Source organism: Enterovibrio makurazakiensis (assembly GCF_050336585.1).
GTDB classification, from domain to species: domain Bacteria; phylum Pseudomonadota; class Gammaproteobacteria; order Enterobacterales; family Vibrionaceae; genus Enterovibrio; species Enterovibrio gelatinilyticus.
The window spans coordinates 122,161-146,715 of the sequence record NZ_JAKJSE010000018.1; the positions used below are offsets into that span (position 1 = coordinate 122,161).

Sequence of the window (24,555 nt, forward strand, 5' to 3'; positions counted from 1 at the left end):
CTAAATCTCGGTTAAAAGCCTACGGCTTCTTAGTCCAGTAATTCATATCCGGATAAGGTTAAGAAATCAGCCAAATCATCACTGGTGGTCAGTTGTTCCATCATGCTGGCCGCCTGTTGATATTTCCCTTGGTTGAATACCTCTTCACCTAACTCATTTCTAAGCACTGACATTTCTTCCGTCAGACAGTTTCTAAAGAAATCCGCTGTCACAATCTTGCCGTTACTCAGTGTCTTTTGATGCTTTATCCACTGCCAGATTGAGGCGCGTGAAATCTCCGCTGTTGCGGCATCTTCCATCAAGCCGTATATCGGCACACAGCCATTGCCTGAAATCCATGCCTCGATATATTGCACCGCCACACGAATGTTATGGCGCATACCGTCTTCAGTGCGCTCACCTTCACAAGGGGCAACCAGCTCTGCGGCTGTAATTAGCGCATCTTGCTCACGCGTCACATCCAGTTGGTTTTTGCGATCACCGAGCGCAGCATCAAACACGGCTTTTGCGGTGTCAGCCAACCCTGGATGTGCCACCCAGGTACCGTCATGACCATTGTTGGCTTCTAGTGACTTGTCGGTTTGAATTTTGTCTAGCACCCATGCATTTTTCTCAGGGTCTTTCGACGGAATAAATGCAGCCATTCCTCCCATCGCCATTGCACCGCGACGGTGACACGTTCTCACTAACAGTCGTGAATACGCGTTCAAGAACGGTTTTTCCATGGTCACTGCCTGACGATCAGGCAACACGCGGTCAGGGTGGTTTTTGAAGGTTTTGATATAACTAAAGATGTAATCCCAGCGCCCACAGTTCAACGCCACAATGTGGTCTTTTAAGTTGAACAAGATTTCATCCATCTCGAACACGGCAGGCAAGGTTTCTATCAGCACTGTCGCTTTAATGGTGCCTCGCGGCTGATTGAAATGATCTTCCGTGAAACAAAACACATCGTTCCACCACGCAGCTTCTTGGTGTGCTTGCAGCTTAGGCAGGTAGAAATAAGGGCCAGAACCGCTCTCGAGCAGGGCTTTATGATTTCGGTAGAAATACAAACCAAAGTCAAACAGCGCACCAGGGATGGGTTTTCCGTTCAGCAAAACGTGCTTTTCTTTCAGATGTAACCCACGAACGCGACAAATAAGCACCGCGGGATCGTCGTTTAGCGCATATTGCTTGCCGTTAGCGGGGTTTTTATAAGAGATAGTGCGATTAATGGCATCCGTTAAATTACGCTGTCCATCTAGCACAGGCCCCCAAGCCGGTGAAAATGAATCTTCAAAGTCTGCCATGAAGACTTTCACATTGGCGTTGAGTGCGTTAATCACCATTTTGCGTTCAGGTGGCCCTGTGATCTCTAAACGGCGATCTTGTAAATCACTTGGAATGCCGCGGATCTTCCATGAATCTTCACGGATATTGGCGGTATCACTCAGGAAGTCGGGTAACTCCCCTGCATCAAATTTTTCTTGGCGCGCCACTCGTGCTGACAGTAATGCAGGCACGCGGTCTGCAAAGCGTATGGCCAACATATGGATAAATGACAGCGCGTCATCTGTTAGGACATCTGATTCTTTGTCCGTGATCGGCGGAACGAATGAAAGTTCCTGAGAAGCCTGTTGTGCGTGTGAATCCATAAATCGCCCTCCAATTCCATTTGTAACTAAATCACAACAACGTCAATTAACGCCTTACTGCTTCAATTGCTGTCATGTCGCCGAAACACGTCTTTAAGCTGACGTATTTCACGCGACACGTCAACACCACCAGTTGCATTAGACTTAAGTATAAAATGATTTTAATTCATAAATAACAATGAGTTAATAACAATTAGAGTTTTAACTCAAAACACTGAATTAAAACAATTCTCAGATTCTTCTTCCGTTTGTGATCATTTCATCCTTTAGTGCCATTTTTGTAACCACTTACGAAATTAAATTACCAAATGGCAACTATAGCGACTCAACAAAAATCTCTGTTTTAAACGTAGCAGCAGATCTGAGACTTTGCATAAATTCTTTTTATAACAAAAAGTTAACAATACATTGCAAGGTTATACGCTAACAATGGTTGGCACTAACCGCTTAATAATCTTAAAAAAATATGTCTCGATATCGACAGAATTTAATTTCAGAAATGCCACGGACTTACCGCCCCTAAAACAGATTAATCATCCAATTAATGAAGGCAAAGCCGAGCAATCAACCAAAGTTGAGAAGAAAAGCAATGAGAGGTAAAGATTCTAGAAAAAGGAGAGGTAATTTTATCGTTTTAGGCCAGATAACGTATGGCTAACATAACGATGATCTTTGTAGCCAACCAACAAATCATCGTCAATTGGCAAACAAAGAAGGGGGGTATGACGCGTCAAAGTAAGGTTTTAACCAAATCAGCCAATGCTTCGAAGGTGGGTTTTCGGCTCGATGTAGGGCGCCAAACCAAACCAATGTCTCGATACGCTTTGCGACCAGGCGGTTCAACGACCACAAGACCAAGGTTATCTAACAAACCGTGTTTAATGGCCATTTGCGGAATAAATGTCGACCCCAAGCCATTGGCGACCATTTGTACCAGAGTATGCAAACTGGTTGCAGAGAAGGGGTTAATCTTGGCTGTCGATGTTAACTGACAGGCTGACACAGCGTGATCCGTCAAGCAGTGCTCGCGCTCAAGCAAGAAAACAGATTCATCGGGCAAATCAGCATAACGTATGGGAACATTCACCTTGTCTGCCTGCGATTTGCTTAAAACCATTTTGAATGCATCCGCCCCCACAACACGGCTTTCCATGCCGCCAATGTCTACGGGCAGTGCCAATATCAACACGTCCATTTCTCCGCTTTTCAGGGCAGCCATCAAGTTCACAGTGGTGTCTTCACGCAACAGCAAATCAAGCTCAGGAAAATGCTGGTTCACCGCGCACACCAAATCACACAATAAAAACGGTGCAATGGTAGGAATACATCCCACGCGAAGCTTCCCCTGCATAGGGCGTTCTTTGACTTGCGTGAGCTCCATCAGATCTTGGCTACGCGCCAAAATCTCTCGGCTTCGCACAACCACGTCTTCACCGATACTCGAAAAAACCAGCGTTTTGTTATCGCGCTCAATAAGCTGAGTACCAATCAGATCTTCTAAGTTCTGAATACCGGAACTTAGTGTAGACTGGCTAACGAAACATTGTTTGGCCGCCTCACCAAAGTGACGCGTCTCATGCAGTGTCACGAGATAATGGAGCTGTTTGAGAGAAGGGAATTTTGTCATCGATTTTTCCGATTGCAATAATCTATTAAATTCGCTTTTTCCAATCTAACAGTTCCACTATAGTTTGTCCCGTTCATAGATGAATTAAGGCGTTAACGCCTGACAACACACAATTTAGGAGCTGAGAAATGGTACTAGTTGGCCGTCAAGCCCCAGATTTTACTGCAGCAGCAGTACTGGGCAATGGTGAAATCGTAGATAACTTCAATCTGAAAGAGTTCACCAAAGGTAAGAAAACGGTTCTTTTCTTCTACCCATTGGATTTCACTTTCGTATGTCCTTCTGAGCTGATCGCTTTTGACAAGCGCCACGCTGATTTCCAAGCGAAAGGCGTTGAAGTTATCGGTGTTTCAATCGATTCTCAATTCTCTCACAACGCATGGCGTAACACTGCTGTTGAAGACGGCGGTATCGGTCAAGTTAAATACCCACTGGTTGCTGATGTTAAGCACGAAATCTGCAAAGCTTACGATGTTGAGCACCCAGAAGCTGGCGTTGCATTCCGTGGTTCATTCCTGATCGACGAAGACGGCCTAGTACGTCACCAAGTCGTTAACGACCTTCCACTAGGCCGTAACATCGACGAGATGCTACGCATGGTTGACGCATTGAACTTCCACCAGAAAAACGGTGAAGTTTGCCCAGCACAATGGGAAGAAGGCAAAGCAGGTATGGACGCATCACCTAAAGGTGTAGCAGCGTTCCTATCTGAGCACTCTGACGACCTGTAATATTTTTGGCTAACTGTTTCACGCAGTTTCCCCCTAACGCGTAAGCGTAAAGCCAAAGTCAGCATATAAAAACGAGGCCCGGACCACCGGGCCCTTTTTTTACCTAAATTTTACACCCTACCCGCTTCTCTTTTTTCGCTAACTCCCTGATGATGTTCGCAGTCTTTTATTGAGGAATGCGTAATGTCTGTATTGATCGAAGTCTGTATCGATAGCCTTGAATCTCTTCCTATTGCACAAACTGCTGGCGCAGGACGTATTGAGCTTTGCAGCTCATTAGCCACTGGTGGATTAACCGCCAGCGCTGGCTATATGAAGCAAGCGGCGCGTGTTGCCACCATTCCGGTTTATGCCATTATTCGTCCACGCGAAGGCGATTTTCTATATTCAAGCCATGATGTCGACATCATGCTCGAAGACATACACACCGCGAAGCGCGCCGGATTGAACGGTGTCGTTATTGGCGCACTGGCCGCTAACGGAAAAATCGATGAGGCGGCGGTAAAAGCGATGATCCATGCTGCTTCAGGTATGGGCATTACCTTCCATCGTGCCATCGACCATTGCGCAGCCCCTTTTGATGCGCTTGAGTTTCTCATGTCTCATGGCGTAGAGCGTGTGCTGACCTCAGGCCTAGCCAAACGCGCAGACGAAGGTATTTCAACATTGAAAGAGATGGTTCAACTGACCCAAGGCCGACTCAGCATCATGCCTGGTGCGGGGGTTTCTCCTGATAATGCAAAACGCATTATCACAGAAACGGGGGCAACTGAGATTCACCTTTCAGGCAAAACCACACGATCTTCATTCATGACTTACCGCAATGAGAAAGCTACCATGGGTAATGGTGAAAGCGACTTCGACATCACCGTGACTAACCCTGACATCATCCAACAAACGGTGTTAGCGCTGAAATAGCCCCACAATCTCGCTGAACACGATATTGACGTTGTTTGGTATATCGACGTAGCTGGGTATAAGACAAACTCGCACTTTTCCAGACGGGGGATTGCAATGATCCCCCATCCTTCTTAGGGTGAGAAACGCCTGTTCGTTGTGCACCTATTGCGAACAGGTATTCCCGACACAAGGAGCAGTGGCTAATGGCGAAAACACCCCCTCAAGAGCACCCTCAGAAAAAACGTAAACTCAGTAAAGACGCATACGAGCGAAAACTGGTGAACCTTCAAACTGAACTCGTAAAACTCCAAGAGTGGGTAAAGCATCAAGGGTTGAAAGTGGTGGTGGTGTTTGAAGGGCGCGATGCTGCAGGTAAAGGCGGCGTGATCAAGCGCATTACTGAAAAGCTGAACCCGCGTGTCTGCCGTATTGTCGCCTTGGATAAACCCAGTGAGCGAGAACGCAGCCAATGGTACTTCCAACGCTATATTTCCCACCTACCTGGTGCTGGCGAGATCGTGCTTTTCGACCGCAGCTGGTATAACCGCGCTGGCGTTGAAAAAGTGATGGGCTTTTGCAGTGATGATGAATATGAAGAATTCTTCCGCACCTGCCCTGAGTTTGAGCGCATGCTTCAACGCTCTGGCATCATTTTGCTGAAGTACTGGTTTTCGGTTTCTGATGAAGAGCAAGAAAAGCGCTTCCAAGAACGTATCGACACGCCTATCAAACGCTGGAAATTCAGCCCAATGGATTTAGAGTCTCGCAGCCGTTGGGTCGCCTACAGCGAAGCCAAAGATCGTATGTTTGCCCACACCGATACCAAAGAGTCGCCTTGGTGGGTAGTGAATGCGGACAACAAAAAGCGAGCCCGTCTCAACTGTATTTCTCACCTGCTCGCTAGCATTCCCTACGAGAGCATTCAGTATGATGACATTGAACTGCCGGAGATAAGCAAAGAAGGTTATGTACGCGTACCACTAGAGAGCCAAAGCTTCGTGCCCGACATCGCCAATGATATCGCTTCAAGCGACAAATAATTCGAACAGACAACCACTTGGGCTGCGCAAAGCCGCCCTTTTTCATGAAAGTCATTTTCTTGCACGCCCTTCCATCTTCGGTCAATTCTGTTCATTATTTTGTGCGCTTGCTTCAAACCCAAAAACGTGACGCACCTCTACTTATTGATTGCAATGTATATTCCGAAAAAATTTCAAATCAATAAGTAACATCATGAATAAAAAGCATATTGCTTGCCTGATCTCAGTCATTACTGCTGGGTTAAGCAGCCCTGTTGCGCTTGCCACTACGATGACACCCGCTACAGCCTCAGACACCGTCTATTTCAACCAAAAAACACTGCCTTCAGACACACAAGGAACGCTCGCGGGCAATGTTAGCCTAGCGCAAAGTGTCATCATGCCGACCGTCAATAAAATTGACGGTGATCGCCAGCCTCACTTGGTGTCATTACGCAAAGCACTGGTGATCTTTGAACCCAGCAGCACGAATGGCATCAGCGGCAATGATATTTCTGTTGTGGTTAAAGACAGCCAAGGTAACCGTGTTCATCATGCCATTTTACAAGCGCCTGCAGCGCAGCCAAAGCCAGCAGGGCAAATTGAAACTGACGTGACTATCGTCGTGCCTGACTCGTACGCGCACACATTGCGCTCCAACAACACCATCGGCAGTATCGCTGGCGAACAAGGACAAACCACCTTCAAATCTCTGCTCACCGAGCATGATACGATTCAAGTCGCCACCAGCGACGGTAACTTTGCTTACGAATTCATTCTGCCAGAAGTCCAAGAATTCACAGGTAAAATCGTCACCTTCTCCTCGCAGGCAGGCTACAACTCCACCATTCGATATACTCATGGCGCTGACACACTGAGCCATGGCAACAGCATCACTTATAACAATGTTGACGGGCTTTGGTACGCACAATCCGATGTGGATTATGGCAACCTCGCCTATAGCGACAAAGCCTATACAACGGTGCTGCCTGCCGAAGTGATTGAACCCGGTTTTAGCCTAACGTTTACCGCTGGTAGCAGCGAAGGCATCGTTGAAGGCATTCAAGTCGGGGCGAACACCACCCTGATTCTTAACACTGTCGACGTAGGCCTATTAACGCCACCTCGTGGTGAATTCCGATTCATGGAAGATAAGAAGCTTCACCGCGACTACTTCCAATCACTGCAAATCAGTAAGTTGATTGTTAACCCCTACGCACCGATCCACCTCGAAGAAATCATGTTGCCGGATGGTCGCTTGCTGATAGATGTCGACCCAAGTAAAGCCGATGCCTACGGCAGTGACTCTCACTACCGCATTGCGCGTGAACTGATTTCCGCAGGTATCAACAGCGCTAACTATGGGGTAAACAGTGCATACGTGCGCGACCACGCCGCATGGAACATCAGTGCGCCTTATCACGCCGCGCAAATCACAGTAAACAACTCCATCGGCAAATACAGCGATGGGCTGATTGCTCATGGCCTACTGGGATCGTACTCGGGCGTTGCGTCCGTTGTCAGCTCAACAGGTAATGAATTCAGCCACGAAGTCGGCCATGAATTGGGCGCAGGTATAGGCACTGTTCACCCTGAGGCGCACTACTTGGGCGGTTTTGCCGGCTCCGTACACAACAGCTCAACCAAGATCAACTCAACGTGGGGATGGGATCTGTTCGAAAACATTTTCCTACCAAACCTCAGTAAAGCACGCACCAACGGTGCAACCTGTTACGACGGCGAATGTGCACAACCGTTCGAAGGCCACAGCTTTGGCAAAGGCACCATGGCTGGCGGTTGGCCTCTGCACCCAGATGCCAACGCCTATACGCTGCACACACCGTATGAATTGAATGTGTTTCAGACCCTATTGGAAAGCAAAGCCAATTTCGACGCCGCGTCACCAACCGGTTTCAGCCAATGGGATAAACAAAGCCAAACCATGGTGCCGTGGGCAAATACCCTCATCGACGATTTGGCCTTTAACATCGTTGTCGTCAGCGGTAACAACGAACTCAATAACTTCGATGAAAACAGCCGTCAATTCCATGAACTGTTTGCCACCGCAGACGCCGTGCGACTCAATACTGGCAATGGTTATTGGGCGAGAGATTTCTACTTACCAGAAGATGTCAGCTTTGAAGGTAAAGTGGCTGTATTCCGCTCTAGCGCAGGCTACAACTCACACATCCACTTTGGTGGCAGCTCTGTGCTACTCATCAATGGTCAGCAACATGCATTCCGCTTTGAAGCAGGCCAGTGGAATCAAGTCGATAGCAACATCATTGACCGCACCGTTGATCGCGTTCCACACCAGCAAGGCGTTGCTGTGACCACCTTGGTTGGCTATTACGACCCACAGAACATCTTGCCAAGTTACTTCTACCCTGCACTTAACGGCGCATACGGCTCAGTGTATAAAGACAACTTCACGCCATCATCCTGCCAGATTGATGTGCTGACTCAACACGATGGCACACTCACCTTTAACTTGCACAACCGTCGCCTAAACGATGGCTTGATGAACCGATTCCACATTAACGTGGCAACCGACAGCCAGCCATATCGTGCCGAGCTTTACTGCAACAACAACTTGCTAGACAGCATGGACATTGTCGCGCCAACCGCAACGTTAAAAGCTGGTATTGTCACCACAGAGCTCGGTGAAGTACCCATGCTTTCAGGAACAGAACATCTTACTGTTCAGCAAGGTGATGCCTTTGACCCAATAGCGGGTGTTACCGCATTTGATGCAGAAGATGGCGACATAACTGCAAGCGTTAAGGTAACAGGCCATGTCGACACACTCACTCCAGGCAGCTATTCACTCATCTACTCAGTGACCGACAGCGAAGGCCAGACCGTGAGCGAAGAACGTACGATCACCGTAGAAGCGAGTGAAGTGTGCCTAAGCGCTTGGCAGCGCGGTGCCGTTTACATCGGTGACGACAAAGTCACGCACAACGGTCATGTTTGGAAAGCAGGTTGGTGGACACAAGGCGAAGAGCCGGGCACGACTGGAGAATGGGGCGTTTGGAAGCAAACCGACGACAATAGCTGCGGTTCGCCAGATCCCGACCCAGAAGTCACGCCACCAGAGCCAGGCGAATACCCAACCTATCAGGCTGGTTTCGCTTACCAAGCAGGTGACATTGTTACCGGCGCGGATAACACATTATACCAATGCAAACCGTGGCCAAACTCAGGTTGGTGCGCCAGCGCAAGTTACGCCCCTGCTACCTCAGCCTTCTGGCAAGACGCATGGACAAAACTATAAATAGTTAAAACGCACAGCAAATAAAACCAAAAAAGCGGTGAGTGATCACCGCTTTTTCATCTTTCACTGTCGCCCTATTTGCGGCGTTTATTAATCCGTTTTACGTTGCGGATTCACTTTACCACCCGTGACAGGGTCAGACTTTCCTTCCGCTTTCATGCGCTCTGCGCGGCGGCGGCGAATCTCTTTGGGATCAGCCACCAAAGGGCGATAAATCTCAATGCGATCGCCATCGTGTACTAACGCATCAAGCTTCACCAAGCGGCTAAACACGCCGACCTTGTTCTTCTTTAGGTCGATTTCAGGGTAAACATCTAATACCCCCGAATGACGGATAATGTCTTCCACATGCATATCAGGCGTTACGATGGCTTTAAACACACGCTGCTCATTGGGCAACGCATACATCACTTCAATATGAAGCAACTTATCACTCATAAACGACTCTCGCACGATCAGTAAACGCTTTCACCATGTTCAACGTTAACTCGTTAAACACCTTACCGAAGGCCATTTCCACCAAACCATTGGTGAACTCAAAATCCAGATTCAGCTCAATCTTGCAGGCATCAACATCTAGCGACGTAAAATGCCAACCGCCCACCAACTTACGGAACGGGCCGTCGACCAGCTCCATCTTAATGGCTTGCCCATTCACAAGCTCATTACGGGTAGTAAACGTTTTACGGATGCCCGCTTTCGCCACATCCACCGACGCTGTCATGGCAATGTCACTGGCTTCTAACACACGTGAACCGGAGCACCCAGGCAAAAACGCCGGGTAAGCTTCAACATCATTCACTAACTTAAACATCTGCTCTGCACTAAACGGCACGAGTGCTGAACGGGTAATACGCGGCATACCAACTCCTCTACGTCGATGCCAACATCATATCATTGGACCTTAATTTTACCCAAACGTCTTCAAAATGCAGGAGATAGCCCCTGAGAGACACCCAGAAACCGCTTAGAACGTGAGCACAACGGGCTTGATTCTAAAAATCCCATAAAAACTATATCGTCCTTCTCTACCACTACGTATAATGCGTCCATTATGGTAAAGAAAAATTCAAAGAATAAAGCGGGCAGCAATACAATTGCTCAGAACCGCCAAGCTCGCCACGAATACTTCATCGAAGACGATGTAGAAGTCGGGCTAGAGCTACAAGGATGGGAAGTGAAAGCCCTCCGTGCAGGCAAGGTCAATATCACTGAGAGCTACGTGTTTTTCCGCGATGGTGAAGCTTTCATGTCCGGTGCGACAATCACGCCACTTAACGTTGCTTCTACTCACGTAGTTGCCGACCCAACACGCGTGCGAAAACTGCTGCTTAAGCGTCGTGAACTCGACACATTAATTGGCAAAGTGAACCGAGAAGGTTACACGGTTATCGCGCTGTCTATGTACTGGAAACAGTCATGGGCTAAACTTAAGATTGGTCTGGCAAAAGGTAAAAAGCTTCATGACAAACGCGATGCATCGAAAGATCGCGATTGGCAGCGCGATAAAGCGCGAATCATGAAGGCTTCAGCCAGATAATCATTGACGCAGCAGAGCTTTATGCTAGTATCTGCGTCATAAAAATTCCGGGGCTGATTCAGGATTCGACAGGATCAAGAAGGCTCGTGGAGCATGCCGAGGGGCGGTTTGCCTCGTAAAAAGCCGCAAAAAAATAGTCGCAAACGACGAAAACTACGCACTAGCAGCTTAATAACCTGCTAGCGCACTTCTACCCTAGCTTCCGCTTGTAAGACGGGGAATCATAGAAGTTCAAACCCAAACGAGATAGCGAGGGATGCTTTGACTAGAGAGCTGAACCGCGAAATAGAATTCTGGTATGTCTTTTTGTAGCGTGTCTATTCGCAGCACACTGACGAGAACAAAGATAGACTAAGCATGTAGCGCCATTAGTTAGACTGATTTTGGACGCGGGTTCAACTCCCGCCAGCTCCACCAATCGATTGGTTCATGAATCTTCATGAAGCTTAAAAAGCCCGTAAGTTCTAGTAACTTACGGGCTTTTTTGTGCCTATACTTATCCATTAGCGTTCATAAAATAACACCTAACTTACACCAAAAATAACACCAAGATTTCTTGGTGCCATTTTCTTGGTGTTATTCCTAAAGTAGGTGTCATGATTTGAAAGGATACGTATGGCACGCATGGTAGTCCCGCTGACTGACACTGAGATCAGGCATGCCAAACCCAAAGATAAACCTTACATCCTCTATGATGGTGGGAATCTGGAGCTCTCGGTTCGCCCAAGCGGGAAAAAGGTATGGATATTCGTCTACAGCCGCCCATACACCAAAAAACGCACAAAACTCACTTTAGGGCCTTACCCAACACTTACCCTTTCCAACGCACGTAGAAAGCGCGAAGAATATACCACGCTGTTGCTCGATAATATCGACCCTCAAGAGTACCTCGATAGCGAGAAACGAAGAGTCTTAGAGAGCATAGAAAACACACTCAGCAAAGTGGCAGCGGCCTGGTTTCAAGTAAAGAAAAATGATATCAGCGAAGACTATGCTGAAGACGTTTGGCGATCACTCGAACGACACGTTTTCCCGAAGCTTGGGCACTGTCCGATAACCAAACTCTCAGCACAACAAACTATTGCTGTACTCAACCCCATAGCCAAGAAAGGTAATCTCGAAACCGTTCGTAGACTGTGCCAGCGGCTCAACGAAATTATGATATATGCCATTAACACAGGGATTCTTTTTGCGAATCCTCTTGGTGGGATCAAAGCGGCTTTTATCAAGCCACAAAAGCAAAACATGGCGACCATCAAGCCTGAAGAACTGCCCGCTTTTCTAAAGGCTCTTTCGAGAGCAAGCATTAACAACGTCACTCGATGTATGATTGAGTGGCAACTCCATACAATGACAAGGCCGAATGAAACTTCTGGCGCACAATGGGACGAAATCAACTTTGAAGAGAAAGTTTGGTCAATCCCTGCTTCCAGGATGAAAGCCAAAAGAGAGCATGTTGTGCCGCTGACGCCACAAACACTGGCGATACTGGAGGAGATGAAAGCAATTTCTGGCCACCGTGTTCACGTTTTCCCTGGAAACGGAAATCCTACAAAGCCAGCCAATTCCCAAACAGCAAACATGGCCATCAAACGCATGGGATACAAAGATTTACTTGTCGCTCACGGACTTCGCTCCATCGCAAGTACTGCGCTCAATGAGTCAAAAGCCTTCGATGCCGACCTTATTGAATCCGCTTTGGCACACAAAGACCACAATGAAGTACGCTCCGCATATAACAGAGCACACTATTTGGAACTTCGTAGAGAGCTTATGGCTTGGTGGAGTAACTACATCGATGATGCGTTCAGTAAGAGCTTGAGAAGACACTGAGTGATTTTGAGCGAACATGTGGAGGCACAATAAAGTTTGTACATAACTAGGACGGTAGATCAGCAAGTTAGGGCAATCGGTGCAATATAGTTTGTACACTAATGGGGCTTCTTCAGCTCCTGTGACATCCGATTGAGCTTCTACCTAATATCTTACCTGCTATCTATCATCCTGTTTTGGTAATGATTTGCGGTTAGTGTACAAACTCTATTGTTCCAAAACACTCGACCAGAAGGTATCACGCTTTTGCATGTAAAAAAGACGAATATTCCGAGGGAATATTTAGCATTTTCATCAGCGACGTAAGCTTCTGACACCAGCCCGGGACTGCCTATGCTACAAACCAAGCCAATTAAAAAGCCTACTCCAAGGTGATTGTTCCATCATTTCAGTAAGCCGTGAACTGGAACATCTGCATTTAACGAGGGACACTATTCTTGTTGATTAACAGGTTATAAAGTTCGAGGGAAGTTCTTAACCAACCAGTCAAATGAACAGGCAGCTGAGCACTTCTCGACAGGCTTATGACTCAGCTAAGTGTATAAAAAAGGCGAATATTCCGAGGGAATATTCAGGATTTTCATCAAGAGCGATTGATTATTTTCCAGATTTATTTACGTGTGTAAGATGCTTTTCCTACACTAACCCCTCATGGTAACAAACTTTATTGTTCCAAAATCGCCTTTATGTGCAAACTCTCTGGCTTGTGTACAAACTCTGTTCCAAAACAGAATTTTGGTTAGTGCGGATTGATAAGTGCTATGAACTGCATCGCTATTCCTGAGGAATAGGCAGCATACTTCCGCTCAGTACGCGCAATGCAATCAGTTAGTTTAGGTTTCACCCATTACAGACAGTATTGAAAAGACAGCCTATTCCTGAGGAATAGGCACCATTTTTTCGTTCATTGCGCGCAATGCAATCAGTTAGTTTGGGTTTCACCTATTACAGACAGTATTGAAAAGACAGCTTATTCCTGAGGAATAGGCAGCATATTTTCATTCCGAACGCGCTACGCAATCAGTTAGTTTGGGTTTCACCCATTACAGACAGTATTGAAAAGACAGCTTATTCCTGAGGAATAGGCAGCATATATTCGCTTGATGTGCCGGGGTACCAGATGAATTCTGTAAGTTTAGATTGATAAGTGCTATTAACTCCTTCGCCATTCCTTAGGAATCGAGGGCCTGTTTTGGTACATAACATAAAGAACTCTCTGAGATGAAGCATGTACATGACTTGCCACCTCCACTAAAACTGCTTATTCCTGAGGAATAGGCACCATTTTTTAGTTCAATACGCGCTAGGCAACCAGTTAGTTTGGTCGTCACTTATTACAGCCAGTGTAGAAAAGACAGCTTATTCCTGAGGAATAGGCAGCATGTTTCCGCTCAGTATGCGCAATGCAATCAGTTAATTTGGGCTACACGTATTACAGTTGGTATGGTAAAGACAGGCTATTACTGAGGAATAGAGTGCCTGTTTTAGTACATAACATAGAGATCTCTCGGTGATTAATGTGGCGGTGCAATATAGTTTGTACACTAATGGGGCTTCTTCTGCTCCTATGACATCCAATTGAGCTTCTACCTAATATCTTACCTGCTATCTATTCCTCCCTTTTTGCAAAGGGCGGGGCTTCTCGCTCATTTTGGTGAGCTAGGATGAAACTCAGTTGCCCCTAGGGGAAGAGAGCCAGCAGCGCCACCGCAAAAAAGTTATTTCCACTCATAAAAAGTTATATTTGATCACCAATGGTCATAAAAAGATAAATCACAACCATTAGATTTAATTTTTAGCACCAATATCGTGCTAAGATATAAGAAAATCCAAAGGAATATAAGATTTTTATGAAAGAGAACCCAGTTGGTTATGAGTGGCTCCGAGAACACTACGAGCTTAAAGTTGTAGAAAGAAGTGTCAAGTCATACACGGGCGGCTTGATCGGGGTGCAAGGTACGAATGTTCGCGTTACGCATGGCACTACGCTCCAGAACTTCGCCATAAATCTCCGCCCAGACAAGGACTGTCCAGTACAACACGCCGTGTTCGCAATAAAACGGGAAGGGGTCGAGATCTCTTATTTCCGTTGTTTGGCAGAAATTCCAGACTTCACCGACAGGCTGATAGCAGCTCTCAAGGAGAAGTCAACATCCAAGTTCCTTAGGATTATATGGTTTTTGTGTGAGTGGCTCTCAGGAAGGGTACTGCCTGTCGAAGATTGTATTCCGTCACCTTACATAACCATTCTGGATGAAGGAAAATACTACACATGTAAGCCAGTCAACAGCACTCGACACCGCCTAAAAAACAATATCATAGGCACACCTGCATACACAGCAATCGTCCGAAAGACTGGTGAGCTTGAAGCAACAAATATGAGCCACCTGAAAGAGCAAGCAAGCGCATTATTCAATACATGGAGTCCTAACTTAATTTCACGGGCATCTCGATTCTTAGTATCTAAAGAGACCCGTTCTTCTAGTGAGATTGAGCAGGAAAGGTTCTCTCAAGACAAAGCCATCCGGTTTAATGAAGCCCTGCTTCGCGCTGGCAAAACACCGTTATCTAAAGACCACTTCACCACTATTCACTCTATAATCAAAGGTAACCGTGCAGAGCTAGATTATCGAGCAGAGCAGAATTGGATTGGAGGAGCATCAGGCGTCGAACTACCAACAGCAAAACCAGAGTATGTTGAAGACCTAATGGATGGATGGTTTGAACTGTATGGCAAGCTATCGGAGTCTGATATCCCCAGCCCAGTTCAGGCTGGAATCCTCAGCTCAACATTCGTTTACATCCACCCGTACATGGATGGAAACGGAAGGATCTCCCGATACATCATACAAGAGTGCTTATGCCGCAGTAAAACCTTGCCGGAAGGACTAATACTGCCTGTATCAAATGGAATCTTAACCAACATACATAGCTACTATGACACCCTAAACGAGATTTCTTCGAAAATCGAAGCCATCACTGATTACGTAGAGGAAAATCATCAGCTATACATCGAAACCGATAACAAGAACTTTTTCAGAGATCTCGATATTACAAATTACACAATTTACCTATCGGGTGTCATGGTTGATGTAGCAACCAATATTCTCCCGAAAGAAATCGATACAATGATATTTGCCGACAAGCTCTATGAAGCTCTAGCATCCGAGGGTAGGCTTGACTTGAGTGCAAAGCAACTTCGCACGCTAGTAATGACCATCATCCAAAACGACAACACCCTAAGTAAACGTAAAGCTGCAAAGCTTGATCTGTCTATTGAGGAAAGAGACTTTATCAACGAAGTTGTTACAGATTTCTTAGCGGAATGACTACTTACACGCGAAACAACAGCTAGTGGGTGTGTTGGTTGTAGTGGTCAACTCATTCCGGACAGTAAATTAGGCCGACTTTCGTTGAATGTGTAACGTGCGCTGAGCGAAAATAAACTGCCTGCTCTCAACGCCAGCAGACTAACTTTCTTACTTGGCGATTTCAGTGCGAAATCGTGCAAGATTATTGTCGGCTTAACGTTCGGCAATTAAGCCATATCAATGGCTAGTAATCACCGTTGACCATCATTGACCATACGTGGTCAACGGTGGTCAATAGTACGTCATCTAGTTAATTTTATTGTTTTTCTGATTTCAGTTGTTTTGAATGTTTAATGACCGATTTTTGTTTTTAGCCGAACAGACATTCTCACTAAAAGGTCTAAATTATCAACTTCATCTCTTCGTGTCCCTGTTGTATCTGTCTAACACCAAGCTTCACAAGCATCTGTTTTATGCCCCTCAAAACAACAAACAAGAAAATACGACAAAATGGGTTTCTACACGCCTCCAGTTTTGCATTAGATAATCTATCGGAAACTATTGAAGTGAGGCTGGTGCAGTTTGCTTTCGCTAGCACGAAATAGGGCAGAAACAGCTTAGAGCGTGCGCACTAAACCGATAATTTAGGATAAGCTGCGCCTGTAAAGGGAAGGGCTCAAATGTGTCTACTGAGTCGATGGCTATTCAGACTATGTATTTTCAGTATATTAGCAAAATCAAGTACACGATTCATGTATCGAATTAAAATAAATCAAAAACAACAACTTAAGCAATATACATGTTTTATGTATCACGATTCATGTATCTTATTTTACTAAAGTAGGAAAATCAAATACAGCCCTCCATACATTCACTTAATTATCTAATAAAAACAGAACCTTAAATAAAAACAGCGCTCAACAATGCGATAGACATCGAAAGCACTCAACAATTGCGATGAAATGGAAGGTCTGACTGTCTACTACACCGGGGGCTAGCGAAGCCTCCAACATCAAAGTTCGCATCATGTTTAATAACACGCCTAAAGACCAGTCCTAACCCCACAGCTCTTAAACACTGCTCAGTAAAATGCTCCAAACTGTCATCTATGTTGATGATTTTAATGTTTTGTATTTATTGGAGTAATTCTGACGGTACCACATATTGTCAACGCCAGTTTAAATTTGACCCACTTTTCGAAGTTATCGCCGAAGTAAAACTGACCCCCATGTAGCCGACTGCAATATCAAAGATGCACGACATTGCTATCGGTATGATGCACAGGCTCAATCCCCGACGCTTTTTTCAATTTGCTCAAACAACCAAACAACGCATATTGCCTAGACTCGGACAGACCAAGATCAACCAGCTGGCTTACCGTCGCTTGAGGATGCAATTGAACATAGCAGCTCACCATATACAGCTGAAATATGTCTTTCATACTGAATCCAGCCGAAATCCATCGTGACATATCAAAATCATCACGCTCTTGCATCTCCAGCATCGACTTGACCAACTCTTCCAACATTAGCTTGGTTGAAACTCCCATGTCACTGTCTCCCATTTAGTGGCTTTGCACAGCATTCGTATCTACATAAGATACACAATAAACCCTAGACTCCAATGTGAATCCTGTAAAGATACGAATTGGATCCTTTAAAGATACCTCTCGTATCTTTCAGGGATACCAAATTGCCCACAATGTATCTTTATAAGATCCTTTATGTGATCGTCACGCGATTAAACGAGAGATAACCGAAGAGTTACGCTCTTTTCCAAGATGTTTTCTTAGTTACTTGATAGGATTGAAAAATCCATTCGATGAGATTCTGTCTGTATATGATTCAACCGATGTTCATATACATCCAAAAATAAAAATGATTAGATTCAAAGTCCAAGAACAAATTGAACGTAAGTCCCTAAAAGAGGGAAGGAAAATCACTGCCGCAGAGGTAGCGAGGGCTATTGGCGTGCAACGAGCTGCCATCAGTAAGATGGTCCGAAATGACGACTACTCAACGACAACGAAAACGCTTAACGCATTGTGTGAGTACTTTGAGTGTGAGTTGCATGATTTAGTGGCTTACGAAAAAGCCTAGATAATATCTGCCACAAATATCAGCCAGCGATGGCTGGGTAGCTGGCTGGTATTCACTTATCTTTGCCAGCCAGCGCGAGAACATACAAACCAACAAAAATACCAACCACCATACTCGCTACCGCAGCAAAACCATTCAAAGACAATGAAGGCATCGCTACCAATAGTTGAGAATCATTCCCGCCTTTCGCCATCACTGCGCCAACCCCCATCAAACATCCTGCAGCAAAATGCTTAGCTGCGCTTTGAAATGCCATGCCGCGCAAAAGAAACGACCCCGTTAGCTTTGCGGCAACAAACATACCCAAAATTAAAATAGCCACCAGCATAAATCTTGTAGATTCAGGCCATTTTTCAGTATCGCCATGCCAGATCGAAAGACTCATCGAGCGCAACAATCCACTTGGTGTCCAATGAGGTTCATACAGAAAAACCAAACCACCCAATAGCCCGATTCCAAGAATAGAAAGCCACAACTTCCGACGCTCTGGCCTAACAAAGAAAAGACAACACAGAACAACCAAAGATAATGCCATCAAAGTACCATAGCGTATCGGCCCACTTAGGTGGATTGACTCAGGAGCCGTCGCTTGAGGAATTAAAGGTTCAAGAGCTAACCAAGCAACTATCCATCCCAAAATAGTCATAAACATGGGTAATTCGCCACGCGCAAAACGGCTTACTGTCGACACACCGCATCCCCCGTTTGCCGAAGCCCCAAGACCAAACAACAATCCACCTGCGAATGAATAAATCGTAGCGTAGAAACCACTCCTTGGTGCCATATCGGCGAAGTAGTGGCCACTCGCGATGAGAATCCATGCGAAAGTGCCACTTGTCATAATAGCCAGTAAGAAAAAGGGATTACCCAATTTCGCTTGCTTAACCCCTCTCACCATGCAAAGCCCAGTGGTTTGGGATAAGTAACCTATAAAAAAAATGCATACTATCGCCAAAGCTAACAACATCTTCGCAAATACTCCCTGTAAATAAGCGACTGTCCCGATTACTATAGACAAACACATCCAAATCGGACCTTGGCATGCGGCGGCAACTTATCGATTGGTATCGGGTTAGACACCCAGAAATCCCAGCGACTTTAAGTAACACCCCGTTACGAGAAGAAAGCACTCAAGCACTTGCCGCACTCAACAGCGATATTCTAACCCCTATCGAAAATCAGTTTGGCTCAATAACGATTACTTTCGGCTTTACCTCTAACACACTCAAAAACTACCTTTTAAAGCATCATCCAGGCCAAATGGCTCCATCGCTTGATCAGCACGCAGCATCTGAGCGCAATGTAAAAGGAAACGTAATCTGCAAACGCCAGGGTGCCGCTTGTGATTTTCGGGTAGAGGGTTATGAAGATAAGATGGATGAAGTTGCCAAGCTCATCATTACTCAGCTCCCTTTTGACAGGCTCTATTTCTACGGCAAAGACAGGCCAATGCACGTAAGCATTGGCCCTGAAAATAGTCGATTTGTGCAAATCATGAAGCCAAGCGACTCAGGGCACGCAGTCCCAACAAAACGAGCGATAGGAACTGATAGCCTTAAACTTTTTGAATAACGAGGACGCAATATGGATAGTGCGCAGTTTCAAAAGCTGGTGGCAGAAGCGACAGCAGGCAAACATCTTCCTGATGCCCTTTACCTGCATAAAGACGCCTTCGATGCCCTTCCCTCCTCACTCTCCTCATTTGTTCATAACGTAGCAAAAGCATTAAAAATAAACGAAGACGACTGGCATATCGTCAAACTGGGTAAACACGATTTCCGTCTTTCGCTACTGAGCTACCCTACGTTTTATACCGATGCATATCCAAGCCTGAAGCAAAGCGTGACAGTGGATTTATCCAAATTAATGCATCGGGTAACCGACTACGACACGACCGAGAACCCGCCCATTCTCCATCGCAAAGAGTTGATGATTCTGCCAACGAATCCCGCCTACGCTGACTTCGAACAAATCACCCAAGAAGGTGAAAACGCAGGCTTGTATGAACACTCCAGGCTGATTGGTTTCAAGCAATCTTGGCTCAACCTGATTGCACAACATGGTTACACCTTGGTAGACGGCCGTTTGTTTCGAACGGCCATGGTGGAAGACGCAGATAAACACACCATTGATAGGCACAAAACCGCGATTGTCCGGCATGCACTTTCTTCCCCCATGAAAGCTCTCGCCAAAAGCGGCTACCTCAATGGTGACTATTCCGTTTTTGATTTCGGATGCGGCCGAGGTGACGACATGCGAGAGCTGCTTGCCCATGGCATTGATGTGCTCGGATGGGATCCAAACCACTACCCAGACGGAGAAAAAAGCCATTCAGACATCGTCAATCTTGGCTTCGTGCTTAATGTGATTGAAGACAGGGACGAAAGGCTCGATGCCCTCCTAAACGCTTGGGAGCTCACAGACAAACTACTAGTTATCAGCGTCATGTTAGGGACAGAGCAATTCATCGCCCAATTTACGCCCTACAAAGATGGCGTGATCACCTCACGCAACACCTTCCAAAAGTACTACCAGCAAAGCGAGATAAAAGCCCACATCGAACGAAGTCTGGATGAACAAGCCATTACTGTCGCGCCTGGCATCTTTTACGTGTTTAAAGACAAGCTAGAAGAGCAAGCATACCTGCAAAACCGCTATCGCCGACATCATGGCTGGAAGCAAATCACCGTCCCAAAAACACCCACACAAAAAGAAAAAGCCACTCTCGTTATCACTCAAAATGCCATGCTTTTTGATGCCTTTTGGGACACAAGCTTAGCGCTCGGACGCGTACCCGCAATTGATGAGTTCGAACACTCAGACGCCATTAGGGAGCTTCTCGGATCTCATAAGAAAATCCATAGGCTGCTATGTGAATACCATGGTGTAGAGGCGTTCGAGCTAGCGGAAGTGCAAAGAAAAGAAGACCTATTGCTTTACTTTGCAATGGGACTGTTCGAAAAGCGGCGTCCTTACACACAACAACCAGAGCGGTTGAAGCGAGATATCAAAGCCTTCTTTGGTGACTACAATACAGCCTTAACACTCGCGCAGGACTTACTGTATTCCATAGCAGATACCACAGCCATAGAACAAGCGTGTATTGACGCACACCGAACTCTTCCAGCGAGCATACTGAACGACGGCCATTCACTGCTGTTTCACCAACGTTATTTAGGCCAGTTACCGCAAATACTCCGCGTGTACGTGGACGCAGGCCTCCAAATGTATGGTGATATCGACAATGTCGATGTGATTAAAGTGCACATTCAATCTGGAAAACTCACCTTGGCTACCTATGACGACTTTGACAACAGCGCCGTTCCATTTCTCGTCGAGCGAGTAAAGATCAAGATGGCCGAGCAAGACATCGACTTTTTCGACTACGTGGTCGAAAGAAAACGCCCGCCTCTTCTCAACAAAGGGCTACTACTAGGCAAAGACGTTGAACAACAAAGCAAGCAACGCGCTTTTGATAAACGCTTGGCGACACTATTGGGGGTTTCTCATCAAAGTGAGGCATTGATGGGGCGGGTCACATTTGAGCGTGGGCTGTTTGAAGAAGGGAAAATGATAGCAGGGTATCGATTAACAAACACCAAAATGCCCAACTAAAGTCTTTCTATTGGCCTCTTGCTTTCAGGTTCAAGAAGTTAAGTAACAAGCCTCTGTGGCTGCTTGCTCTTTGTCATCATTTAACAAACCAACCATGGTTTTTTGCTTCCCCTCCCTGTAAAATCATCCATCCTGTTGAGGAATGACATTCTCACCAGCGTGGTATGTTAAAAAAATGACATACCAGTTTGCGTTTTTTGACATACCGGCTAATTATTTATGTCATGGCTTAACTGAATTCATTTGGTTCTTATGCAAGTTCAAGATTCTGGCTATTGCTACTCATTCCCTGCTGTAAGAGGCATACAGGCCGGTCGCCCGTTTTATATTGCGACATGCCCTCTAAGAATTATTCCAAAAATTTTCAGCTATAACGAAGATGACGTGCCGCCAGAGCTGAGAGCTCAACGCACACTCAATAAAACACGCATACCAGAGATGGTAAAGTATCTGTTAGACAACCCCAAAGACTATGTTTTTTCAGCACTTACAGTCTCTGTCGGTGTTGATATATCATTTGAAGATCACGAAGCTGCGCCAAATCTTGGAATATTAAAAGTCCCGATGGATGCTCAAATTCTGATCAATGATGGGCAACATCGTCGCAAGGCCATTGAAGAAGCGCTGAGAGAAAATCCAGATCTAGGGCAAGACAATATCCCTGTTTTGTTCTTTATTGATGAAGGTCTTGGAAGAAGCCAACAGATGTTTGCCGATCTCAACAAGTATGCTGTGAAGCCAAGCCCTTCTCTTGGCACCTTATATGACCACCGTGATGAAAGCTCTGAACTTGCGAGGATTTTAGCTTCAAACATCGTTCCATTCTCTGGTCTTACTGAGATGGAAAAATCGAACATCAGCCCAAAATCCAACAAGCTATTTACGCTAAGTAGCATCAAGCAATCAACACGAGCGCTTCTTAGCAAAGGTCCAAAGGATGGCTATAGCGAAGAAGATACAGCACTCGCGATTGAGTTTTGGCAAGAAGTCACCAAACACATCCGCGATTGGCAGATGGTAATAAATAAAGAAGTATCGCCTGCACAACTAAGGCAGGAATACATTCATAGTCATGGCGTTGGCCTTCATGCAATTGGCATACTAGGTAAACACCTACTTTGCCAAGAGCCAAACAATTGGAAACAGAAACTCACTCTGCTTTCTAACGTTAATTGGCTGAAAACAAATCCAGAGTGGATAAAGCGAAGCATGAACCACGGTAAGTTGAGTAAATCGACGACCAATATCCAGCTAACCGCCAACGCATTAAAAATTGAGTTAGGTCTCCCCCTGACTCCTGAAGAAAAAGCACTAGAGAAACAATTCTCATGATTGAAGACTTAACTCTGGCTGACGACTTAGCCGAATACGAAGATTTTATAAACAATGAAAGCTTCGCGAGCAATAAACTAAGCCACTATATCGCTGATGTACAAAGAGTATATTGTGCAGATAAGCGTCCGTGGGTTATCGGCTACAGCGGCGGCAAAGACTCGTCAGCAATAATGTCTCTAATTTACATGGCATTGCTTGGTTTGCCGGTAAAGGATCGCAACAAACCTATTTTTGTTGTGTCTTCTGACACCTTGGTTGAAACACCTGTAGTGGTTAACCACATCAAGGATTCACTGGCTGCGATCGAACGCGGCGCAAAGCGAGACAAATTACCGATCACTTGCCACAAAGTCATTCCAGAGAGCGATCAAACGTTCTGGTCCAGCCTTCTCGGTAAAGGTTATCCGGCACCTACGCGCTCATTCCGCTGGTGTACCGAGCGCATGAAAATTGACCCAGTGAGCGATTTCATCAAATCAAAAGTATCTCAGTTTGATGAAGTGATTGTGGTTTTAGGCTCACGCAGTCAAGAGAGTGCATCACGTGCACAAGTTATTGCCAAACATAAAATTGATGGCTCGCGTTTAGCAAGGCACACCACACTGTCTAATGCATTCATCTATACCCCTATCGACACTTGGGGCGTTGATGATGTGTGGAAAATTTTGCGACTTTGCCACCTAGAAACCAAAGAAACGCCATACGGCATCAAAAACGTATGGAGCAACGAGTATGATCTTGAATGGGAAAACCCTTGGGGTGGGAAGAACTTAGTCCTTTGGAATCTATATAAAGATTCTTCAGGCCAAGGCGAATGCCCTATGGTGATTGATGAAACCACCCCATCTTGTGGCAACTCTCGTTTTGGCTGCTGGACATGTACCGTTGTCACCAAAGACCGTGCCATGGAAAGCCTGATTCAAAATGGTGAAGAGTGGATGGCGCCATTGCTGACATTCAGAAACAAGCTGGCGATGACGACAGATCCTGCAAACAAAGATGAATACCGCAACTTCAAACGTCGTACGGGTCGAGTCAGCTACCAGTATGCCAAAGAGGGCGAAGACGTTGCCGCAGAGCGCCGTCATGTCCCTGGGCCATACTGGTTGAAATACCGAAAGCAGTGGATTCGTGAACTATTTGAACTAGATAAACAGTTCAAGGCTGAAGGCAGAGAAATTGAACTCATTACTACGCCAGAACTCCATGCCATTCGACAAGAATGGATTCACGATCCAAACGAGCCAGATTGGGATGACTCACTTCCACAGATATTCAGAGAAGTTTACGGTTATGACCTTGATTGGGTATATGACGATAATGCAAGCTTTGGAAAAGATGATGCACAACTCATCCAAGAACTTTGCGAAGACTTCGATGTAGAGCCAGAAATGATCATGAAACTGATCGAGCTCGAGATGTCGATGGAAGGATTGGGTCGAAGAAATGGTATCTCCAATAAAATTGCGTCACTGCTAAAGCGTGACTGGGGAAGCTTGGAAGAGATCAAACAGAAACATGCTTCACTGCAAAGCAAAGCGGCATACGACGTCCACCAACTGGAAATCGATCGCTATAACCAGCAATTGGTAGAGCTCGAAAAGCTGCTACAAAAAGAATTTTAAGTAGAA

18 protein-coding genes and 1 other RNA gene are annotated in these 24,555 nt (G+C 45.8%); 13 read left to right on the top strand and 6 right to left on the bottom strand.

What is annotated here, in order from left to right:
- Positions 1 to 29 precede the first annotated feature (29 nt).
- Together aceB and L4D06_RS14580 are read right to left on the bottom strand one after the other, a co-directional pair.
- Positions 30 to 1,637 carry a malate synthase A gene (gene aceB / locus L4D06_RS14575; RefSeq protein WP_429740152.1) on the bottom strand — a complete coding sequence of 536 codons (1,608 nt, stop codon included), beginning with the start codon at positions 1,635 to 1,637 and terminating at the stop codon, positions 30 to 32.
- 730 nt (positions 1,638 to 2,367) lie between these two features.
- Positions 2,368 to 3,264: a hydrogen peroxide-inducible genes activator gene (locus L4D06_RS14580; RefSeq protein ID WP_274163629.1), complete on the bottom strand. Its 897-nt coding sequence runs from the start codon at positions 3,262 to 3,264 to the stop codon at positions 2,368 to 2,370.
- Between the two features lie 128 nt (positions 3,265 to 3,392).
- Between L4D06_RS14580 and L4D06_RS14585 the strand changes: the two genes are divergently transcribed.
- The 4 genes from L4D06_RS14585 to L4D06_RS14600 all read left to right on the top strand — a co-directional run bounded on the left by L4D06_RS14585 (position 3,393) and on the right by L4D06_RS14600 (position 9,191).
- Positions 3,393 to 3,995, top strand: a complete 603-nt coding sequence (locus L4D06_RS14585; protein ID WP_274163630.1) for a peroxiredoxin C — start codon at positions 3,393 to 3,395, stop codon at positions 3,993 to 3,995.
- A 183-nt stretch (positions 3,996 to 4,178) separates the two neighbouring features.
- Positions 4,179 to 4,913: a copper homeostasis protein CutC gene (locus L4D06_RS14590; protein ID WP_429740155.1), complete on the top strand. Its 735-nt coding sequence runs from the start codon at positions 4,179 to 4,181 to the stop codon at positions 4,911 to 4,913.
- A gap of 185 nt (positions 4,914 to 5,098) precedes the next feature.
- Entirely contained in the window at positions 5,099 to 5,935 is an 837-nt protein-coding gene (gene ppk2 / locus L4D06_RS14595; RefSeq protein WP_429740157.1) for a polyphosphate kinase 2, read from the top strand.
- 193 nt (positions 5,936 to 6,128) lie between these two features.
- Positions 6,129 to 9,191 carry a M66 family metalloprotease gene (locus tag L4D06_RS14600; protein WP_429740159.1) on the top strand — a complete coding sequence of 1,021 codons (3,063 nt, stop codon included), beginning with the start codon at positions 6,129 to 6,131 and terminating at the stop codon, positions 9,189 to 9,191.
- A 90-nt stretch (positions 9,192 to 9,281) separates the two neighbouring features.
- On the opposite strand, the gene L4D06_RS14605 is transcribed toward L4D06_RS14600, so the two are convergent.
- Positions 9,282 to 9,629: an RnfH family protein gene (locus L4D06_RS14605; protein WP_274163634.1), complete on the bottom strand. Its 348-nt coding sequence runs from the start codon at positions 9,627 to 9,629 to the stop codon at positions 9,282 to 9,284.
- Entirely contained in the window at positions 9,622 to 10,053 is a 432-nt protein-coding gene (locus L4D06_RS14610) for an SRPBCC family protein (RefSeq protein WP_274163635.1), read from the bottom strand. The genes L4D06_RS14605 and L4D06_RS14610 overlap by 8 nt, the downstream gene beginning before the upstream one ends.
- Positions 10,054 to 10,245: 192 nt before the next feature.
- Between L4D06_RS14610 and smpB the strand changes: the two genes are divergently transcribed.
- The 4 genes from smpB to L4D06_RS14630 all read left to right on the top strand — a co-directional run bounded on the left by smpB (position 10,246) and on the right by L4D06_RS14630 (position 15,893).
- Positions 10,246 to 10,731, top strand: a complete 486-nt coding sequence (gene smpB, locus L4D06_RS14615; RefSeq protein WP_017007693.1) for an SsrA-binding protein SmpB — start codon at positions 10,246 to 10,248, stop codon at positions 10,729 to 10,731.
- Between the two features lie 49 nt (positions 10,732 to 10,780).
- Positions 10,781 to 11,148: a transfer-messenger RNA gene (gene ssrA / locus L4D06_RS14620) on the top strand.
- A 198-nt stretch (positions 11,149 to 11,346) separates the two neighbouring features.
- Positions 11,347 to 12,564: an integrase domain-containing protein gene (locus L4D06_RS14625; RefSeq protein ID WP_429740162.1), complete on the top strand. Its 1,218-nt coding sequence runs from the start codon at positions 11,347 to 11,349 to the stop codon at positions 12,562 to 12,564.
- A gap of 1,850 nt (positions 12,565 to 14,414) precedes the next feature.
- Positions 14,415 to 15,893 carry a Fic family protein gene (locus L4D06_RS14630; RefSeq protein ID WP_429740164.1) on the top strand — a complete coding sequence of 493 codons (1,479 nt, stop codon included), beginning with the start codon at positions 14,415 to 14,417 and terminating at the stop codon, positions 15,891 to 15,893.
- Positions 15,894 to 17,121: 1,228 nt separating this feature from the next.
- On the opposite strand, the gene L4D06_RS14635 is transcribed toward L4D06_RS14630, so the two are convergent.
- The gene (locus tag L4D06_RS14635) at positions 17,122 to 17,424 is read right to left on the bottom strand and encodes a hypothetical protein (protein WP_429740166.1); all 303 of its coding nucleotides are present in this window, start codon (positions 17,422 to 17,424) and stop codon (positions 17,122 to 17,124) included.
- Between the two features lie 328 nt (positions 17,425 to 17,752).
- Between L4D06_RS14635 and L4D06_RS14640 the strand changes: the two genes are divergently transcribed.
- A complete protein-coding gene (locus L4D06_RS14640) occupies positions 17,753 to 17,974 on the top strand; it encodes a helix-turn-helix domain-containing protein (protein WP_429740168.1) in 222 nt (73 codons plus the stop codon).
- Between the two features lie 52 nt (positions 17,975 to 18,026).
- On the opposite strand, the gene L4D06_RS14645 is transcribed toward L4D06_RS14640, so the two are convergent.
- Entirely contained in the window at positions 18,027 to 18,845 is an 819-nt protein-coding gene (locus L4D06_RS14645; protein WP_429740169.1) for a YeeE/YedE thiosulfate transporter family protein, read from the bottom strand.
- Positions 18,846 to 19,015: 170 nt separating this feature from the next.
- Between L4D06_RS14645 and L4D06_RS14650 the strand changes: the two genes are divergently transcribed.
- From L4D06_RS14650 to L4D06_RS14665, 4 genes are all read left to right on the top strand, one after another.
- A complete protein-coding gene (locus tag L4D06_RS14650) occupies positions 19,016 to 19,546 on the top strand; it encodes a hypothetical protein (RefSeq protein WP_429740171.1) in 531 nt (176 codons plus the stop codon).
- A gap of 12 nt (positions 19,547 to 19,558) precedes the next feature.
- Positions 19,559 to 21,589, top strand: a complete 2,031-nt coding sequence (locus L4D06_RS14655) for a DNA phosphorothioation-associated putative methyltransferase (RefSeq protein ID WP_429740173.1) — start codon at positions 19,559 to 19,561, stop codon at positions 21,587 to 21,589.
- A 252-nt stretch (positions 21,590 to 21,841) separates the two neighbouring features.
- A complete protein-coding gene (gene dndB / locus L4D06_RS14660; protein WP_429740175.1) occupies positions 21,842 to 22,921 on the top strand; it encodes a DNA sulfur modification protein DndB in 1,080 nt (359 codons plus the stop codon).
- Positions 22,918 to 24,549: a DNA phosphorothioation system sulfurtransferase DndC gene (locus L4D06_RS14665; RefSeq protein ID WP_429740177.1), complete on the top strand. Its 1,632-nt coding sequence runs from the start codon at positions 22,918 to 22,920 to the stop codon at positions 24,547 to 24,549. The genes dndB and L4D06_RS14665 overlap by 4 nt, the downstream gene beginning before the upstream one ends.
- Positions 24,550 to 24,555 lie beyond the last annotated feature (6 nt).

What these genes read in the sequence shown, in the direction of transcription:
- L4D06_RS14585 (WP_274163630.1), top strand. Translation starts at nt 3,393, where the DNA reads ATGGTACTAGTTGGCCGTCAAGCCCCAGATTTTACTGCAGCAGCAGTA.
- ppk2 (WP_429740157.1), top strand. Translation starts at nt 5,099, where the DNA reads ATGGCGAAAACACCCCCTCAAGAGCACCCTCAGAAAAAACGTAAACTC.
- L4D06_RS14580 (WP_274163629.1), bottom strand. Translation starts at nt 3,264, where the DNA reads ATGACAAAATTCCCTTCTCTCAAACAGCTCCATTATCTCGTGACACTG.
- L4D06_RS14650 (WP_429740171.1), top strand. Translation starts at nt 19,016, where the DNA reads ATGCGGCGGCAACTTATCGATTGGTATCGGGTTAGACACCCAGAAATC.
- L4D06_RS14600 (WP_429740159.1), top strand. Translation starts at nt 6,129, where the DNA reads ATGAATAAAAAGCATATTGCTTGCCTGATCTCAGTCATTACTGCTGGG.
- L4D06_RS14610 (WP_274163635.1), bottom strand. Translation starts at nt 10,053, where the DNA reads ATGCCGCGTATTACCCGTTCAGCACTCGTGCCGTTTAGTGCAGAGCAG.
- dndB (WP_429740175.1), top strand. Translation starts at nt 21,842, where the DNA reads ATGCAAGTTCAAGATTCTGGCTATTGCTACTCATTCCCTGCTGTAAGA.
- L4D06_RS14630 (WP_429740164.1), top strand. Translation starts at nt 14,415, where the DNA reads ATGAAAGAGAACCCAGTTGGTTATGAGTGGCTCCGAGAACACTACGAG.
- aceB (WP_429740152.1), bottom strand. Translation starts at nt 1,637, where the DNA reads ATGGATTCACACGCACAACAGGCTTCTCAGGAACTTTCATTCGTTCCG.
- L4D06_RS14590 (WP_429740155.1), top strand. Translation starts at nt 4,179, where the DNA reads ATGTCTGTATTGATCGAAGTCTGTATCGATAGCCTTGAATCTCTTCCT.
- L4D06_RS14625 (WP_429740162.1), top strand. Translation starts at nt 11,347, where the DNA reads ATGGCACGCATGGTAGTCCCGCTGACTGACACTGAGATCAGGCATGCC.
- L4D06_RS14655 (WP_429740173.1), top strand. Translation starts at nt 19,559, where the DNA reads ATGGATAGTGCGCAGTTTCAAAAGCTGGTGGCAGAAGCGACAGCAGGC.
- L4D06_RS14640 (WP_429740168.1), top strand. Translation starts at nt 17,753, where the DNA reads ATGATTAGATTCAAAGTCCAAGAACAAATTGAACGTAAGTCCCTAAAA.
- L4D06_RS14635 (WP_429740166.1), bottom strand. Translation starts at nt 17,424, where the DNA reads ATGGGAGTTTCAACCAAGCTAATGTTGGAAGAGTTGGTCAAGTCGATG.
- L4D06_RS14665 (WP_429740177.1), top strand. Translation starts at nt 22,918, where the DNA reads ATGATTGAAGACTTAACTCTGGCTGACGACTTAGCCGAATACGAAGAT.
- L4D06_RS14605 (WP_274163634.1), bottom strand. Translation starts at nt 9,629, where the DNA reads ATGAGTGATAAGTTGCTTCATATTGAAGTGATGTATGCGTTGCCCAAT.
- smpB (WP_017007693.1), top strand. Translation starts at nt 10,246, where the DNA reads ATGGTAAAGAAAAATTCAAAGAATAAAGCGGGCAGCAATACAATTGCT.